Genomic DNA, 16,771 nt, shown 5'->3' with positions numbered 1-16,771 from the left:
GGTTTTGGCAAATTGTCGGATGTTTACCGTAAAGCGACAAGTAAAACAGGCTGATTTGTCAGGTGAATCCACATTAATCACTTAAATTAAGACAACGTTGTTCAGTTACTGACTTCCACAGCCGGAAATCTGACGCATAATAGTTGTTCTACGTAGCTAACGGGCCACTACGGCCAGGGATGAAAAATGAAACATTTACGCGTAGCGGCCTGCATGCTGATGCTGGCACTGGTCGGGTGCGATAATAATAACGAAAAATCACCGACGGCTGCGAAACCTGATGCGCCTGCGGCACAGACTGCGCCAGCAAAAGATAAAGCTCAATTACAAAAGCTGATGCAGCAAAGCCAGGGCAAGTCGCTGACGCTGCTGGATGCCTCAGAGGTCCAGCTCGACGGTGCGGCAACGCTCGTTTTGACCTTCTCCATTCCCCTCGATCCAGAACAAGATTTTTCCCGCGTCGTGCACGTTGTTGATAAAAAAAGCGGCAAAGTGGATGGTGCCTGGGAGCTAGCGCCAAATCTGAAAGAGCTGCGCTTACGCCATCTGGAACCTAACCGGGAACTGGTGGTGACCATTGAGCGTGATTTGCTGGCGCTGAATAAAGCGACGTTCGCTATTGATTATGAAAAAAACATTACCACCCGCGATGTACAGCCAAGCGTTGGGTTTGCCAGTCGCGGCTCGCTGTTGCCGGGAAAAGTAATTGAAGGCCTGCCGGTAATGGCCCTCAACGTTAACAGCGTGGATGTGAACTTCTTTCGTGTGAAGCCTGAATCGCTCGGCGCATTTGTCAGCCAGTGGGAATACCGCAATTCGTTGACGAACTGGGAATCTGACAATCTGCTGAAAATGGCGGAACTGGTGTATACCGGACGCTTTGACCTCAATCCTGCGCGTAACACCCGTGAGAAGTTGCTGCTGCCGCTGAGCGATATCAAGCCGTTGCAGCAAGCAGGTGTTTACATCGCGGTGATGAATCAGGCTGGACAATACAACTACAGTAATGCCGCTACGCTGTTCACGCTCAGCGATATTGGTGTGTCTGCGCACCGTTACCATAATCAACTGGATGTCTTTACGCAGAGTCTGGAAAACGGCGCTGCGCAGCAGGGTATTGAGGTCACGTTACTCAACGAAAAAGGACAGACGCTGGCGCAGGCTACCAGCGACGCGCAGGGTCATGTCAAACTGGAGACTGATAAAGACGCGGCTTTATTGCTGGCCCGCAAAGACGGGCAAACCACGCTGCTGGATCTGAAACTCCCGGCGTTGGATCTGGCTGAATTTGATATTGCCGGTGCACCGGGATACAGCAAACAGTTCTTTATGTTTGGTCCCCGTGACCTCTATCGTCCTGGCGAAATGGTGATCCTCAACGGATTACTGCGTGACAGCGACGGCAAAACGTTGCCCGACCAGCCGGTGAAGCTGGAGGTCGTGAAGCCCGACGGGCAAGTGTTACGTTCGGTGGTTAGCCAGCCGGAGAACGGTCTGTATCGCTTTAGCTGGCCGCTGGACACCAACGCGCCAACCGGTATGTGGCATATTCGTGCTAATACGGGCGACAACCAGTCACGGATGTGGGATTTCCACGTCGAAGATTTTATGCCTGAGCGGATGGCGCTCAATCTCTCCGCCAATAAGATTCCGGTGGCTCCGGCTGATGAAGTGAAGTTCTCGGTAGTGGGCTACTACCTGTACGGCGCGCCTGCTAACGGCAATGCTCTGCAAGGGCAGCTTTTCCTGCGCCCGCTGCGCGAAGCGGTGCAGGCATTGCCGGGGTTCCAGTTTGGTAATATTGCCGAAGAAAACCTGTCCCGCAGCCTCGATGAAGTTCAGCTTACGCTGGATGAACACGGTCGCGGCGAAGTGACCACCAACAGCCAATGGCAGGAGACGCATTCCCCGTTACAGGTGATCCTGCAAGCCAGCCTGCTGGAGTCAGGTGGTCGCCCGGTGACGCGTCGGGCTGAACAAGCCATCTGGCCTGCGGACACGCTGCCGGGTATTCGTCCGCAGTTTGCGGCAAAAGCCGTCTATGACTACCGCACTGATACCACTGTGAATCAGCCTATCGTTGATGAAAACAGCAACGCCGCTTTCGACATTGTTTATGCCGATGCGCAGGGCGAGAAAAAAGCGGTGTCCGGTTTGCAGGTGCGTTTGATCCGCGAGCGCCGGGATTATTACTGGAACTGGTCTGAAGGCGAGGGCTGGCAATCACAGTTCGATCAAAAGGATCTGGTTGAAGGTGAGCAGACTCTGGATCTTAAGGCCGATGAAACCGGTAAAGTCAGCTTCCCGGTTGAGTGGGGTGCCTATCGTCTGGAAGTGAAAGCCCCGAATGATGCGGTGAGCAGCGTACGCTTCTGGGCAGGTTATAGCTGGCAGGATAACAGCGACGGCAGTGGGGCTGTGCGTCCCGATCGCGTGACTCTGAAACTGGACAAACCCAGCTATCGTCCTGGCGATACCATGAAGCTGCACGTTGCCGCTCCTGCTGCTGGCAAAGGTTATGCGATGGTGGAATCCAGCGAAGGCCCGCTGTGGTGGCAAGAAATAGACGTACCGGCGGATGGTCTCGATATCTCCATCCCGATTGATAAAACCTGGAATCGCCACGATTTGTATCTCAGTGCGCTGGTGGTTCGTCCTGGCGACAAGTCCCGTTCGGCCACGCCAAAACGGGCGGTTGGTTTACTGCATTTGCCGTTAGGTGATGAAAACCGTCGTCTGGCGCTGGCGCTGGAAAACCCGGCGAAAATACGTCCAAACCAGTCGTTGACCGTCAAGATTAAAGCCAGCGTCAAAAATGGCGACGTACCAAAACAGGTTAACGTGCTGGTCTCTGCCGTTGATAGCGGGGTGTTGAACATTACCGATTACGCCACGCCAGATCCGTGGCAGGCATTTTTCGGACAAAAACGCTATGGCGCGGATATTTATGATATTTACGGCCAGGTGATCGAAGGGCAAGGGCGGCTGGCGGCGCTGCGTTTTGGTGGTGATGGCGATGAATTAAAACGCGGCGGTAAGCCACCGGTCAATCACGTCAATATCGTGGCGCAACAGGCGCTGCCGGTCACGCTCAACGAGCAGGGCGAAGGTACGGTGACGCTACCGATTGGTGATTTCAACGGCGAGCTACGGGTAATGGCACAGGCCTGGACGGCGGATGACTTTGGCAGCAGTGAAAGCAAGGTGATTGTTGCCGCGCCGGTAATTGCTGAACTGAATATGCCGCGTTTTCTGGCGGGAGGCGATACCTCGCGACTGACGCTGGACGTGACTAACCTGACTGACAAACCGCAAACACTGAATATTAAGCTCGCGGCCAGCGGTTTACTGGAGCTGATGGGACAAGATCCTGCTCCATTGAATCTGGCACCAGGCGTACGGACTACGTTGTTTATTCCGGTGCGTGCGCGGGAGGGGTTTGGCGATGGCGAAATTCAGGCAGAAATTAGCGGTCTGACTTTACCGGGTGAAACGCTGCCAGTTCAGCATAAACAGTGGAAGATTGGCGTGCGTCCGGCGTTCCCGGCGCAAACCGTTAATAACGGTGTCGCACTTCAGCCGGGCGCAACCTGGCAGCTTCCGGGCGAAGAACTGACCAACTTCTCCCCTGCAACGATGCAGGGACAACTGCTGTTCAGCGGCAAGCCGCCGCTGAATCTGGCGCGTTATATCCGCGAACTGAAGGCTTACCCTTACGGCTGCCTGGAGCAAACGGCGAGCGGGTTGTTCCCATCCTTATACACCAATGCTGCGCAATTGAAGGCGTTAGGTATTGTGGGCGACAGCGATGAAAAACGCCGCGCGGCAGTCGATATTGGGATTTCTCGTTTAGTGCAGATGCAGCGTGATAACGGTGGTTTCGCGCTGTGGGATAAAAACGGATCAGAAGAGTACTGGCTGACTGCGTATGTCATGGATTTCCTCGTCCGTGCGAACGAACAAGGCTACAGCGTCCCGGTTGAGGTGATTAACCGTGGCAACGAGCGGCTGCTGCGCTATTTGCAGGATCCAGGAATGTTGTCGATTCGCTATACCGACGACTCTTCAGCAAGCCGGTTTGCCGTACAAGCCTACGCCGCGTTGGTTCTGGCGCGTCAGCAAAAAGCCCCGCTTGGCGCACTGCGTGAGATCTGGGAGCGTCGTGCGCAAGCGGCCTCTGGTTTACCGCTGTTACAACTGGGAATCGCGCTGAAAAATATGGGCGATGCTAACCGCAGTGAACAGGCGTTGACGCTGGCGCTGAATACGCCGCGCCGCGATACGCAACAGTGGATGGCGGATTACGGCAGTGCGTTACGGGATAACGCGTTGATGCTGGCCTTGCTCGAAGAGAACAAGCTCAAACCTGACGTGCAGAATACGCTGCTGAACACGTTGTCAGAACAGGCCTTTGGGCAGCGCTGGCTCTCGACTCAGGAAAATAATGCGTTGTTCCTTGCCGCGCGTACGTTACAGGACTTGCCAGGCACATGGCAGGCGCAAACGTCACTCTCGGAGCAACCGTTAGCCGGGGAGAAATCACAGACGCGTAATCTGGATGCCGATGCGCTGTCTACGCTGAGCGTCACCAATACCGGTAATCAACCGCTGTGGCTGCGTCTGGATGTGAGCGGTTATCCGCAAACCTCACCGACGCCTGCCAGCAACGTTCTGCATATTGAGCGTCAAATTCTGGGGCTCGACGGAAACAGCAAATCGCTGGATTCGCTGCGCAGCGGCGAGCTGGTGCTGGTCTGGCTGGAGGTGAAAGCCAGCCAGAACGTGCCGGATGCGCTGGTGGTTGACTTACTGCCAGCAGGACTGGAACTGGAAAACCAGAATCTGGCCAACGGCAGCGCCAGCCTGCAGGATAGCGGTAGCGAAGTGGCGAATCTGCTTAATCAGATGCAGCAGGCAGATATCCAGCACGTTGAGTTCCGTGACGATCGCTTTGTCGCTGCGGTGGCGGTCAATGAAGGACAACCGGTTACGCTGGTGTATCTGGCGCGAGCGGTAACGCCGGGGACCTACCAGGTTCCCGTCCCACAGGTGGAATCAATGTATGTTCCGCAGTGGCGCGCGACCGGTGCGACAGAGGGACTTTTGATTGTCAGACCGTAAATGATGCGCCGGTTGGGTCAACGCGGCTGCTGGCTCTGGCTGGCAGCCGTTGCGCTATTGATTGTGGCGGCAGTTTGGGCGGCAGATAAAATCTGGCCGCTGCCTTTGCGCGAAGTCGATCCGGCACGGGTCGTGGTGGCAAATGATGGTACGCCACTCTGGCGCTTTGCTGATGCCGAAGGTATCTGGCGGTATCCGGTAACGATTGATGAGGTGTCGCCCCGCTACCTTGAGGCGTTAATTAACTATGAAGACCGCTGGTTCTGGAAGCATCCCGGCGTCAATCCGTTTTCAGTACTGCGCGCAGCATGGCAGGACCTCTCCTCTGGGCGTGTGGTTTCGGGCGGCAGTACGCTCACCATGCAGGTCGCACGATTACTCGATCCCCATCCGCGAACCTTCGGCGGCAAGTTTCGCCAGCTCTGGCGCGCATTGCAGCTGGAATGGCATCTCTCCAAACGCGACATCCTGACACTGTATCTCAACCGTGCGCCGTTTGGCGGCACGCTGCAGGGCGTAGGGGCGGCAAGCTGGGCCTATCTTGGCAAATCACCCGCGCAATTGAGTTACTCCGATGCCGCGCTGCTGGCTGTTTTACCACAGGCACCAAGTCGCCTGCGTCCGGATCGCTGGCCGGACCGTGCCCAAGCAGCGCGTAATAAAGTGCTCGAGCGTATGGCGACCCAGGGCATTTGGCCTGCCAGACAGGTACAGGAGTCACGTGAAGAACCGGTCTGGCTGGCGCCCCGGCAAATGCCGCAGTTAGCGCCGTTATTCTCACGCATGATGCTGGGAAAAAGCCGGAGCGATAAAATCGTGACTACCCTTGATGCCGGATTGCAGCGTCAACTGGAAGAGCTGGCGCAGAACTGGAAGGGGCGCTTACCTGCACGCAGTTCGCTGGCAATGATTGTGGTCGATCACACCGATATGAGCGTACGTGGTTGGGTGGGGTCGGTAGATATGAATGACGACTCCCGCTTTGGTCATGTGGATATGGTGAATGCGATCCGTTCGCCCGGCTCGGTGCTGAAGCCGTTTGTTTATGGCCTGGCGCTGGATGACGGACTCATTCATCCCGCTTCGTTGTTGCAGGATGTCCCGCGGCGAACCGGAGATTATCGACCGGGGAATTTTGACAGCGGTTTTCATGGCCCGGTGAGCATGAGCGAAGCGCTGGTAAGGTCATTGAATTTACCCGCCGTACAGGTGCTCGAAGCCTATGGTCCGAAGCGCTTTGCCGCATCGTTACGTAACGTCGGCTTACCGCTGTATCTGCCCGCAGGGGCTGCGCCGAATCTGTCGCTGATTTTAGGTGGCGCGGGGGCAAGGCTGGAAGATATGGCCGCAGCGTACAGCGCCTTTGCCCGCCAGGGAAAAGCGGGAAAACTGCGTCTGCAGCCGGGTGACCCACTGCTTGAACGTCCGTTGATGTCGGCGGGCGCGGCGTGGATTATTCGCCGTATTATGGCCGACGAAGCGCAACCGCTGCCGGATAACGCACTGAGCAGAGTGGTTCCGCTGGCGTGGAAAACGGGCACCAGCTATGGCTATCGCGATGCCTGGGCGATTGGCGTTAACGCCCGTTATGTGATCGGTATCTGGACTGGCAGACCAGACGGAACGCCGGTGGTGGGCCAGTTTGGATTTGCCAGCGCCGTGCCGCTGCTCAATCAGGTCAACAATCTTTTGCTCTCTCGCGGGACCAATCAGCCGGAAGATCCACGTCCTGATTCCGTGAGTCGCGGCGTGGTGTGCTGGCCGGGCGGGCAATCCCTTGCCCCAGGAGACAGCAACTGCCGTCGCCGTCTGGCAACCTGGTTACTGGATGGCAGTCAGCCGCCAACGTTATTATTGCCCGAGCAGGAAGGGGTTAATGGCATTCGTTTTCCTGTCTGGCTGGATGATGAAGGCAAACGTGTGGCGGCGGATTGCCCGCAGGCGCACGAACAAACGTTAATCGTCTGGCCATTGCCGCTGGAGCCATGGCTACCGGAATCAGAACGCCGTGGGGCGAGATTACCGCCAGTTTCTGCCACGTGTCCGCCGCTGGGGCAAGACGCTTCGCAGCCATTGCAGTTGACAGGCATTCGTGATGGCGCGATTGTGAAGCGTTTACCCGGTTCTGCTCAAGCCTCATTGCCGGTGCAAACCAGTGGTGGGAGCGGTGAACGCTGGTGGTTTCTTAACGGTGAAAGGCTGGAAGAACGTGGACGTCGTCTTACGCTACGGCTGGCGACTAAAGGGGATTATCAACTGCTGGTGATGGATGACGCTGGTCAGGTAGCGACGGTGAGATTTTCGATGCAGTAGACCAGTTGGTGACTGTTTGTTGCTAAAATTCATCTTATTTTAAAGAAATGTTACCTTCATCAATAGTCAATTGCCGGGATGCTCTTTATAATCCGCGCCAGGTCGTACATCTATATAGACAACAACAGAACACATTACAGAGGTTATCATGGCTATTGAACGTACTTTTTCCATCATCAAACCAAACGCGGTGGCAAAAAACGTTATTGGGAGCATCTTTGCGCGCTTTGAAGCAGCAGGGTTCAAAATTGTCGGCACTAAAATGCTGCACCTGACCGTTGAGCAGGCACGTGGCTTCTATGCTGAGCACGATGGCAAACCGTTCTTTGACGGTCTGGTTGAATTCATGACCTCCGGTCCGATCGTTGTTTCTGTTCTGGAAAGCGAAAATGCCGTACAGCGTCATCGCGATCTGCTGGGCGCAACCAACCCGGCGAATGCGCTGGCCGGTACTCTGCGTGCAGACTATGCTGACAGCTTCACCGAGAACGGTACTCACGGTTCCGACTCCGTTGAGTCAGCGGCGCGCGAAATCGCCTATTTCTTTGGTGAAGGTGAGGTTTGCCCGCGCACTCGCTAATAAGCTCGTGGGGTAGGCCGGATAAGCATTTGCGCATCCGGCTCTGCTTTGCCTGATGGCGATGCTGATGCGTCTTATCAGGCCTACGATCTTCCTTTACATATTATTTTCGCTAATGCTTCGTGCAAACGTGGCATCCCTGCGCCAGACTTTGTACAATGCAACGCCCCGGAAGAGCAGATCGCTTGCCGGGGCGTTTCTTTTTAACCCTCCACGGGCCACAACGTGTAACAACGAGGCCGGAAAAAATTATGTCTGAATTAGTTAACACCTCTGAAGTCGTCATTCCTGCGGTTCCAAATAAAAATGGAAAAATTAACCTGCTGGATCTGAACCGTCAGCAAATGCGCGAATTCTTCAAAGAGATGGGCGAAAAACCGTTTCGTGCCGATCAGGTCATGAAGTGGATGTACCACTATTGCAGCGACAACTTTGATGACATGACTGACATCAACAAGGTGCTGCGTAACAAGCTGAAAGAAGTGGCTGAAATTCGCGCCCCGGAAGTGGTGGAAGAGCAGCGTTCTTCTGACGGTACGATCAAATGGGCTATCGCGGTTGGCGATCAGCGCGTTGAAACGGTGTATATCCCGGAAGACGATCGTGCGACCCTGTGTGTTTCTTCACAGGTCGGGTGCGCATTAGAGTGTAAATTCTGCTCTACGGCGCAACAGGGCTTTAACCGTAACCTGCGGGTATCGGAGATCATTGGTCAGGTCTGGCGCGCGGCGAAGATCGTCGGTGCGGTGAAGGCTACGGGCGTGCGTCCTATTACCAACGTGGTGATGATGGGGATGGGCGAGCCGCTGCTCAACCTGACCAACGTGGTTCCGGCGATGGAAATCATGCTCGATGACTTCGGTTTTGGGCTGTCCAAGCGTCGCGTCACGCTCTCCACCTCAGGCGTTGTCCCTGCGCTGGATAAGCTGGGTGATATGATTGACGTCGCGCTGGCGATTTCTCTGCATGCGCCGAACGATGAAATTCGTGACGAAATTGTACCTATCAACAAAAAGTACAATATCGAAACATTCCTTGGCGCGGTTCGTCGTTATCTGGAGAAGTCCAACGCTAACCAGGGTCGTGTAACCATTGAGTATGTGATGTTAGATCACATCAATGATGGCACTGAACACGCGCATCAGCTGGCAGAACTGCTGAAAGATACGCCGTGTAAGATCAACCTGATCCCGTGGAACCCGTTCCCGGGCGCGCCGTATGGCCGTAGTTCTAACAGCCGTATCGATCGTTTCTCCAAAGTGTTGATGAGCTATGGTTTCACTACCATCGTGCGTAAAACACGTGGTGATGACATCGATGCAGCCTGCGGTCAGCTGGCGGGCGACGTTATCGACCGTACCAAGCGTACTCTGCGTAAGCGTATGCAGGGCGACGCTATCGAGATTAAGACCGTTTGATGTTGGCGCACTACGGTATAATTCCTGTACCGTAGTGCAACGTAAGCCATATGAGGTTTTTTGTTGTCGTCGTCAGGTCAATAATAACGGTGCGTTTTTGTCGACTTTAAGGCAGTATGTAACGGCGTAACAAGTGTTTAGCCCTCAGGTTTACGCCGTTTTGTCATTGATAGTCTGACCGTTTTATACTGTCTGACGAAGGTTAACTGACCAGATGTTTCGCGGTGTGGGTGAGCATTGTGGCTCGCCGGCATCAGAACCCAAATTTACGCAGCTGTAGCGAATGAATACTGAAGCCACGCACGACAAAAATGAAACACTATCCACCGGCGTTCGTCTGCGCAATGCCCGTGAACAACTCGGATTCAGCCAGCAGGCAGTCGCGGAGCGACTTTGCCTGAAGGTCTCCACGGTACGCGATATTGAAGAGGATAAGGCGCCAGCCGATCTTGCTTCAACATTCCTGCGCGGGTATATCCGTTCTTATGCGCGTCTGGTGCATATTCCTGAAGAAGAACTGTTGCCAGGGCTGGAAAAACAGGCTCCGATTCGACCAGCTAAAGTCGCACCGATGCAGAGCTTCTCGCTCGGCAAACGTCGTAAGAAACGTGACGGCTGGTTAATGACCTTTACCTGGCTGGTACTGTTTGTCGTTGTCGGACTGACTGGTGCCTGGTGGTGGCAGAACCATAAAGCACAGCAGGAAGAGATCACCACTATGGCCGATCAATCCTCTGCTGAGCTGAATGCCGGTAAAGAGGGTGCGCAGAACGTACCGTTAGATACCAGCGCAGCAGCAGGGCAGGATACCCCTCCGGCTCCTGACGATGGTGCGGTAGCGGACGCAGCGCCAACGCCAGACGTTGCTGCGACCCCGGCACCCGCCGCTGATGCGCAACAGAACGCCGTTGTTGCCCCATCTCAGGCTAACGTCGATACCGCAACCGCAGCGCCAACAGCGCCAGCTACAGCGGCTCCTCTGCCGACCGATCAGGCAGGTGTGACTACACCTGCAGCCGATCCTAACGCGCTGGTGATGAACTTTACCGCCGATTGCTGGCTGGAAGTAACCGATGCGACCGGTAAAAAACTGTTCAGCGGGATGCAGCGTAAAGACGGCAATCTAAACCTGACCGGTCAAGCGCCGTACAAACTGAAAATTGGCGCCCCGGCGGCAGTGCAGATTCAGTTCCAGGGTAAACCTGTCGATCTGAGTCGTTTTATCAGAACTAACCAGGTTGCGCGTCTGACCGTTAATGCCGAACAATCACCGGCTCAGTAACAGACGGCAATGCGGGAGATTTTTTAATGCATAACCAGGCTCCAATTCAACGTAGAAAATCGACACGCATTTACGTTGGGAACGTGCCGATTGGCGATGGTGCGCCCATCGCTGTACAGTCTATGACTAACACGCGTACCACGGATGTGGAAGCGACGGTTAATCAGATTAAAGCGCTGGAACGCGTAGGCGCAGACATTGTTCGTGTCTCCGTACCGACAATGGATGCCGCAGAAGCGTTCAAGCTTATCAAACAGCAGGTTAACGTCCCGCTGGTTGCCGATATTCACTTCGACTATCGTATCGCGCTGAAGGTGGCGGAATACGGCGTTGATTGCCTGCGTATTAACCCAGGTAATATCGGCAGTGAAGAGCGTATTCGCATGGTGGTGGATTGCGCTCGTGATAAAAATATTCCTATCCGTATCGGCGTCAACGCCGGATCGCTGGAAAAAGATCTGCAGGAAAAATACGGTGAACCGACGCCGCAGGCGCTGCTGGAATCCGCTATGCGCCACGTGGATCACCTCGATCGTCTGAACTTCGATCAATTCAAAGTCAGTGTTAAAGCATCTGACGTTTTCCTCGCCGTAGAATCCTATCGCCTGCTGGCGAAACAGATCGATCAACCGCTGCATCTGGGGATCACCGAAGCCGGTGGCCTGCGTAGTGGTTCGGTGAAGTCCGCGATCGGCCTTGGCCTGCTGTTATCTGAAGGGATCGGCGATACGCTGCGTGTTTCTCTGGCAGCCGATCCGGTGGAAGAGATCAAAGTGGGTTTCGATATCCTGAAATCGCTGCGCATTCGCGCGCGCGGGATCAACTTCATCGCTTGCCCAACCTGTTCGCGTCAGGAGTTTGACGTTATTGGTACGGTTAACGCGCTGGAGCAACGCCTGGAAGATATCATTACGCCAATGGACGTTTCGATCATCGGCTGCGTGGTAAACGGTCCTGGTGAAGCGCTGGTTTCTACGCTGGGCGTGACGGGCGGTAACAAGAAAAGCGGCCTGTATGAAGACGGCGTGCGTAAGGACAGACTCGATAACGACGACATGATTAAGCAGCTTGAAGCCCGCATTCGCGCTAAAGCGAGTATTCTGGACGAAGCGCGTCGTATCGACGTGCAGCAGCTTGAAAAATAACAACGTGATGGGAAGCGGCGTGCTTCCCGTGTATGATTGAACCCGCATGGCGCCCGCATTGTTCGGGTTAGCGCTGAGGGTTCATTTTTATATTCATAAAGAGAATAAACGTGGCAAAAAACATTCAAGCCATTCGCGGCATGAACGATTATCTGCCTGGCGAAACCGCCATCTGGCAGCGCATTGAAGGCACTCTCAAAAACGTGCTCGGTAGCTACGGTTACAGTGAAATCCGCTTGCCGATTGTAGAGCAGACCCCGTTATTCAAACGCGCGATCGGTGAAGTTACCGACGTGGTTGAAAAAGAGATGTATACCTTTGAGGACCGTAATGGCGACAGCCTGACATTGCGTCCTGAAGGGACTGCGGGCTGCGTACGCGCCGGCATCGAACATGGTCTCCTGTACAATCAGGAACAGCGTCTGTGGTATATCGGGCCGATGTTCCGCCACGAACGTCCGCAGAAAGGACGCTATCGTCAATTCCATCAGCTGGGTGTCGAAGTATTTGGCCTGCAAGGCCCGGACATCGATGCGGAGCTGATTATGCTGACCGCTCGCTGGTGGCGCGCGCTGGGTATTTCTCAGCATGTTAGCCTTGAGCTGAACTCAATCGGTTCGCTTGAAGCCCGCGCTAACTACCGTGATGCGTTGGTCGCCTACCTGGAACTGCACAAAGAGAAACTGGACGAAGACTGCAAGCGTCGTATGTACACCAATCCGCTGCGCGTTCTCGACTCCAAAAACCCGGAAGTACAGGCGCTGCTCAACGACGCGCCTGCACTGGGCGACTATCTTGATGACGACTCTCGCGAGCACTTCGCGGGCTTGTGCAAACTGCTGGAATCCGCAGGCATTGCCTACACCGTCAATCAGCGTCTGGTTCGTGGTCTTGATTACTACAACCGCACCGTATTTGAGTGGGTCACCAGCAGCCTGGGCTCTCAGGGCACCGTGTGTGCCGGTGGTCGTTACGACGGTCTGGTAGAGCAACTTGGCGGTCGTGCAACGCCAGCCGTGGGCTTTGCTATGGGGCTGGAACGACTTGTTTTGTTAGTTCAGGCAGTTAATCCGGAATTTAACGCAGATCCTGTTGTCGATATATACCTGGTTGCTTCAGGGGCGGACACGCAGTCGGCGGCAATGACGCTTGCAGAACGTCTGCGCGATGAAGTTCCTGGTGTGAAACTGATGACAAACCACGGTGGCGGCAACTTTAAGAAACAGTTTGCCCGTGCCGATAAGTGGGGCGCCCGCGTTGCACTGGTACTGGGCGAGTCCGAAGTGGCTGACGGTACTGTTGTAGTGAAGGATTTGCGCTCTGGTGAGCAAACGGCAGTAGCGCAGGATAGCGTTGCCGCGCATTTGCGCACTTTACTGGGCTAAGGAGAAGGACAGCGTGGAAATTTACGAGAACGAACACGACCAGGTTGATGCGGTAAAACGCTTCTTTGCTGAAAACGGCAAGGCGCTGGCTGTTGGGATCATTTTAGGGGTTGGCGCGCTGGTTGGTTGGCGTTACTGGACCAGCCATCAGACGGAGTCCGCACGCTCTGCTTCTCTGGCATATCAAAATACGGTGACTGCGGTTAGCGCGGGTAAACCGGACAGCATTCCTGCCGCTGAGAAATTTGCTGCAGAGAATAAAAATACCTACGGCGCGCTAGCTTCACTGGAACTTGCGCAGCAGTTTGTTGACCAAAATGAACTTGAGAAAGCCGCAAGCCAACTGCAACAGGGCTTGGCTGCGACCAGCGATGAAAATCTCAAAGCGGTGATTAACCTGCGTCTGGCTCGTGTTCAGGTTCAGCTTAAACAGGCTGATACCGCGCTGAAAACACTCGACACCATTAAAGGTGAAGGGTGGACGGCCATTGTTGCCGATCTGCGCGGTGAAGCGTTGCTGAGCAAAGGCGACAAACAAGGTGCGCGTAGCGCATGGGAAGCGGGTGTGAAAAGCGATGCCTCTCCTGCTCTGAGCGAAATGATGCAGATGAAAATCAATAATTTGTCCATCTGAGAGGGACCCGATGCAATTGCGTAAATTACTTCTGCCAGGGCTGCTTTCCGTTACCCTATTGAGCGGCTGTTCACTGTTTAGTGGCGAAGAAGATGTCGTTAAGATGTCCCCATTACCGGTGGTTGAAAACCAGTTTACTCCGTCTACGGAATGGAGCACCTCCGTAGGTAACGGTATTGGTGATTTCTATTCCAATCTTCACCCTGCGCTGGCGGATAACGTTGTCTATGCAGCCGATCGCGCTGGTGTAGTGAAAGCATTGAACGCAGGCGACGGTAAAGAAGTCTGGTCTGTGAATCTGGGTGAGAAAGACGGCTGGTTCTCCCGTGCATCTGCACAGCTTTCTGGCGGTGTAACCGTGTCCGGCGGACATGTTTACATTGGCAGCGAAAAAGCACAGGTTTATGCGTTGAATACCAGCGACGGTACCACCGCATGGCAGACGAAAGTCGCCGGTGAAGCGCTGTCTCGTCCTGTTGTGAGCGATGGCGTAGTTTTGATCCACACCAGCAACGGCCAGTTGCAGGCATTAAACGAAGCTGATGGCGCCATCAAATGGACCGTTAACCTCGACATGCCTTCCCTGTCTCTGCGTGGTGAATCCGCTCCGGCAACCGCCTTTGGCGCAGCTATTGTCGGCGGTGATAACGGTCGCGTGAGCGCCGTGCTGATGCAGCAAGGCCAGATGATTTGGCAGCAGCGTATCTCTCAGGCGACAGGCCCAACGGAAATCGATCGTCTGAGCGACGTTGATACCACGCCGGTTATCGTCAATGGCGTTGTTTACGCGCTGGCTTATAATGGTAACCTGACGGCGCTGGATCTGCGCAGCGGTCAGATTATGTGGAAACGCGAACTGGGCTCGGTGAATGATTTCATCGTCGACGGTAACCGTATCTACCTGGTTGACCAGAATGACCGCGTACTGGCGCTGACCACCGATGGCGGCGTGACGCTGTGGACGCAAAGCGATCTGCTGCACCGTCTGCTGACGTCCCCGGTATTGTATAATGGCAATCTGGTCGTCGGTGATAGCGAAGGCTACCTGCACTGGATTAACGTTGACGATGGTCGTTTTGTTGCCCAGCAGAAAGTCGACAGCTCAGGTTTCCTGACCGAGCCGGTCTCTGCTGATGGTAAACTGCTGATCCAGGCGAAAGACGGTACGCTGTACTCCATTACGCGTTAATCGTCCCGGCCGCTCGCTTTGAAAAACGGCTCCTGGTGCAGGGGCCGTTTTACTGTTTTTAACAACGGGGCAAAAAATGTGCCCGTTGTCTGATGATTTTTTAAATGAGGCTTTAAACATGGTACCTGTGGTCGCGCTTGTCGGGCGCCCTAACGTTGGCAAATCCACGTTATTTAACCGTCTAACTCGCACCCGAGATGCGCTGGTTGCGGATTTCCCGGGTCTGACTCGTGACCGTAAGTACGGTCGTGCGGAAATTGAAGGCCGTGAGTTTATCTGCATTGATACCGGCGGTATTGATGGCACCGAAGACGGTGTTGAAACCCGTATGGCGGAACAGTCGCTGTTGGCTATCGAAGAAGCAGACGTTGTGCTGTTCATGGTGGATGCGCGTGCTGGCCTGATGCCAGCGGATGAAGCTATTGCTAAACACCTGCGTTCGCGCCAGAAACCGACGTTCCTGGTCGCCAACAAAACTGACGGACTCGATCCTGACCAGGCGGTTGTTGATTTCTACTCATTGGGTCTGGGTGAAATTTATCCGATTGCGGCGTCTCATGGTCGTGGTGTTCTCAGCCTGCTGGAGCATGTTCTGCTGCCGTGGATGGATGACGTTGCTCCTCAGGAAGAAGTGGATGAAGACGCAGAATACTGGGCGCAGCTTGAAGCCAAAGAAAACGGCGAAGAAGAGCCTGAGGACGATTTCAACCCGCAGGATTTGCCGATTAAACTGGCAATCGTCGGCCGTCCGAACGTAGGTAAGTCCACGCTTACTAACCGTATTCTCGGCGAAGACCGCGTAGTGGTTTACGACATGCCGGGAACCACGCGTGACAGTATTTATATTCCGATGCAGCGCGATGAACGCGAATATGTGCTCATCGATACCGCGGGCGTGCGTAAGCGCGGCAAAATTACCGAAGCGGTAGAAAAATTCTCAGTAATCAAAACGCTGCAGGCAATTGAAGATGCCAACGTGGTGATGCTGGTGATTGACGCGCGTGAAGGGATTTCCGATCAGGACCTGTCGCTGCTGGGCTTTATTCTCAATAGTGGGCGCTCACTTGTTATCGTAGTCAACAAGTGGGATGGCCTGACGCAGGAAGTAAAAGAGCAGGTCAAAGAGACGCTGGACTTCCGTCTGGGCTTTATTGATTTTGCGCGCGTACACTTTATCTCAGCGCTGCACGGTAGCGGCGTGGGTAATCTGTTTGAATCGGTCCGTGAAGCATACGATAGCTCTACACGTCGCGTGAGCACCGCGATGCTGACGCGCATCATGACCATGGCAGTAGAAGATCATCAGCCGCCGCTGGTGCGTGGTCGTCGTGTGAAGCTGAAATATGCCCATGCCGGTGGTTATAACCCGCCAATCGTGGTGATTCACGGCAACCAGGTCAAAGACCTGCCGGATTCCTACAAGCGCTATCTGATGAACTATTTCCGCAAGTCTTTGGACGTGATGGGGACGCCGATCCGTATTCAGTTCAAAGAAGGGGAGAACCCGTTTGCGAACAAACGCAATACATTGACGCCGACTCAGATGCGTAAGCGTAAGCGTTTGATTAAGCACATCAAAAAAAGCAAGTAACTGTTGCTGATGCAGATAAAAACTCGCGCTTGTCGCGGGTTTTTTTTCGTCTGCCCATTGCTGATCTCCCCCTGTGTAAAGTCAATCACTATTCGTTTTTTGCCAAGTTTAAA

10 protein-coding genes are annotated in these 16,771 nt (G+C 54.5%); all 10 read left to right on the top strand.

Annotated features, from left to right (window positions below; genetic code table 11):
• Nucleotides 1–186 precede the first annotated feature (186 nt).
• Nucleotides 187–5,121 carry an alpha-2-macroglobulin family protein gene (locus tag OGY09_RS13745; protein ID WP_032944214.1) on the top strand — a complete coding sequence of 1,645 codons (4,935 nt, stop codon included), beginning with the start codon at nt 187–189 and terminating at the stop codon, nt 5,119–5,121.
• Entirely contained in the window at nt 5,122–7,434 is a 2,313-nt protein-coding gene (gene pbpC, locus OGY09_RS13740) for a peptidoglycan glycosyltransferase PbpC (protein WP_032944213.1), read from the top strand.
• Nucleotides 7,435–7,582: 148 nt separating this feature from the next.
• Complete coding sequence (ndk, locus tag OGY09_RS13735; RefSeq protein ID WP_003037710.1) at nt 7,583–8,014, top strand: nucleoside-diphosphate kinase; 432 nt, start codon at nt 7,583–7,585, stop codon at nt 8,012–8,014.
• A gap of 251 nt (nt 8,015–8,265) precedes the next feature.
• Nucleotides 8,266–9,432 carry a dual-specificity RNA methyltransferase RlmN gene (rlmN, locus tag OGY09_RS13730; protein ID WP_008785455.1) on the top strand — a complete coding sequence of 389 codons (1,167 nt, stop codon included), beginning with the start codon at nt 8,266–8,268 and terminating at the stop codon, nt 9,430–9,432.
• A 283-nt stretch (nt 9,433–9,715) separates the two neighbouring features.
• The gene (gene rodZ, locus OGY09_RS13725; protein WP_032944208.1) at nt 9,716–10,714 is read left to right on the top strand and encodes a cytoskeleton protein RodZ; all 999 of its coding nucleotides are present in this window, start codon (nt 9,716–9,718) and stop codon (nt 10,712–10,714) included.
• Nucleotides 10,715–10,740: 26 nt separating this feature from the next.
• Nucleotides 10,741–11,859, top strand: coding sequence for a flavodoxin-dependent (E)-4-hydroxy-3-methylbut-2-enyl-diphosphate synthase (gene ispG, locus OGY09_RS13720; RefSeq protein ID WP_032944205.1), 1,119 nt, complete (start codon nt 10,741–10,743; stop codon nt 11,857–11,859).
• Nucleotides 11,860–11,969: 110 nt separating this feature from the next.
• The gene (hisS, locus tag OGY09_RS13715; RefSeq protein WP_003835173.1) at nt 11,970–13,244 is read left to right on the top strand and encodes a histidine--tRNA ligase; all 1,275 of its coding nucleotides are present in this window, start codon (nt 11,970–11,972) and stop codon (nt 13,242–13,244) included.
• 13 nt (nt 13,245–13,257) lie between these two features.
• Complete coding sequence (locus tag OGY09_RS13710) at nt 13,258–13,878, top strand: YfgM family protein (protein ID WP_003835172.1); 621 nt, start codon at nt 13,258–13,260, stop codon at nt 13,876–13,878.
• Nucleotides 13,879–13,888: 10 nt separating this feature from the next.
• Nucleotides 13,889–15,067, top strand: a complete 1,179-nt coding sequence (gene bamB, locus OGY09_RS13705; RefSeq protein WP_008785453.1) for an outer membrane protein assembly factor BamB — start codon at nt 13,889–13,891, stop codon at nt 15,065–15,067.
• A gap of 118 nt (nt 15,068–15,185) precedes the next feature.
• Complete coding sequence (gene der / locus OGY09_RS13700) at nt 15,186–16,658, top strand: ribosome biogenesis GTPase Der (protein WP_003835168.1); 1,473 nt, start codon at nt 15,186–15,188, stop codon at nt 16,656–16,658.
• Nucleotides 16,659–16,771: the final 113 nt, after the last annotated feature.

Source organism: Citrobacter sp. Cpo071 (genome assembly GCF_030332765.1).
Taxonomy (GTDB): domain Bacteria; phylum Pseudomonadota; class Gammaproteobacteria; order Enterobacterales; family Enterobacteriaceae; genus Citrobacter; species Citrobacter portucalensis.
This window is presented reverse-complemented; position numbering and strand designations above follow the sequence as displayed.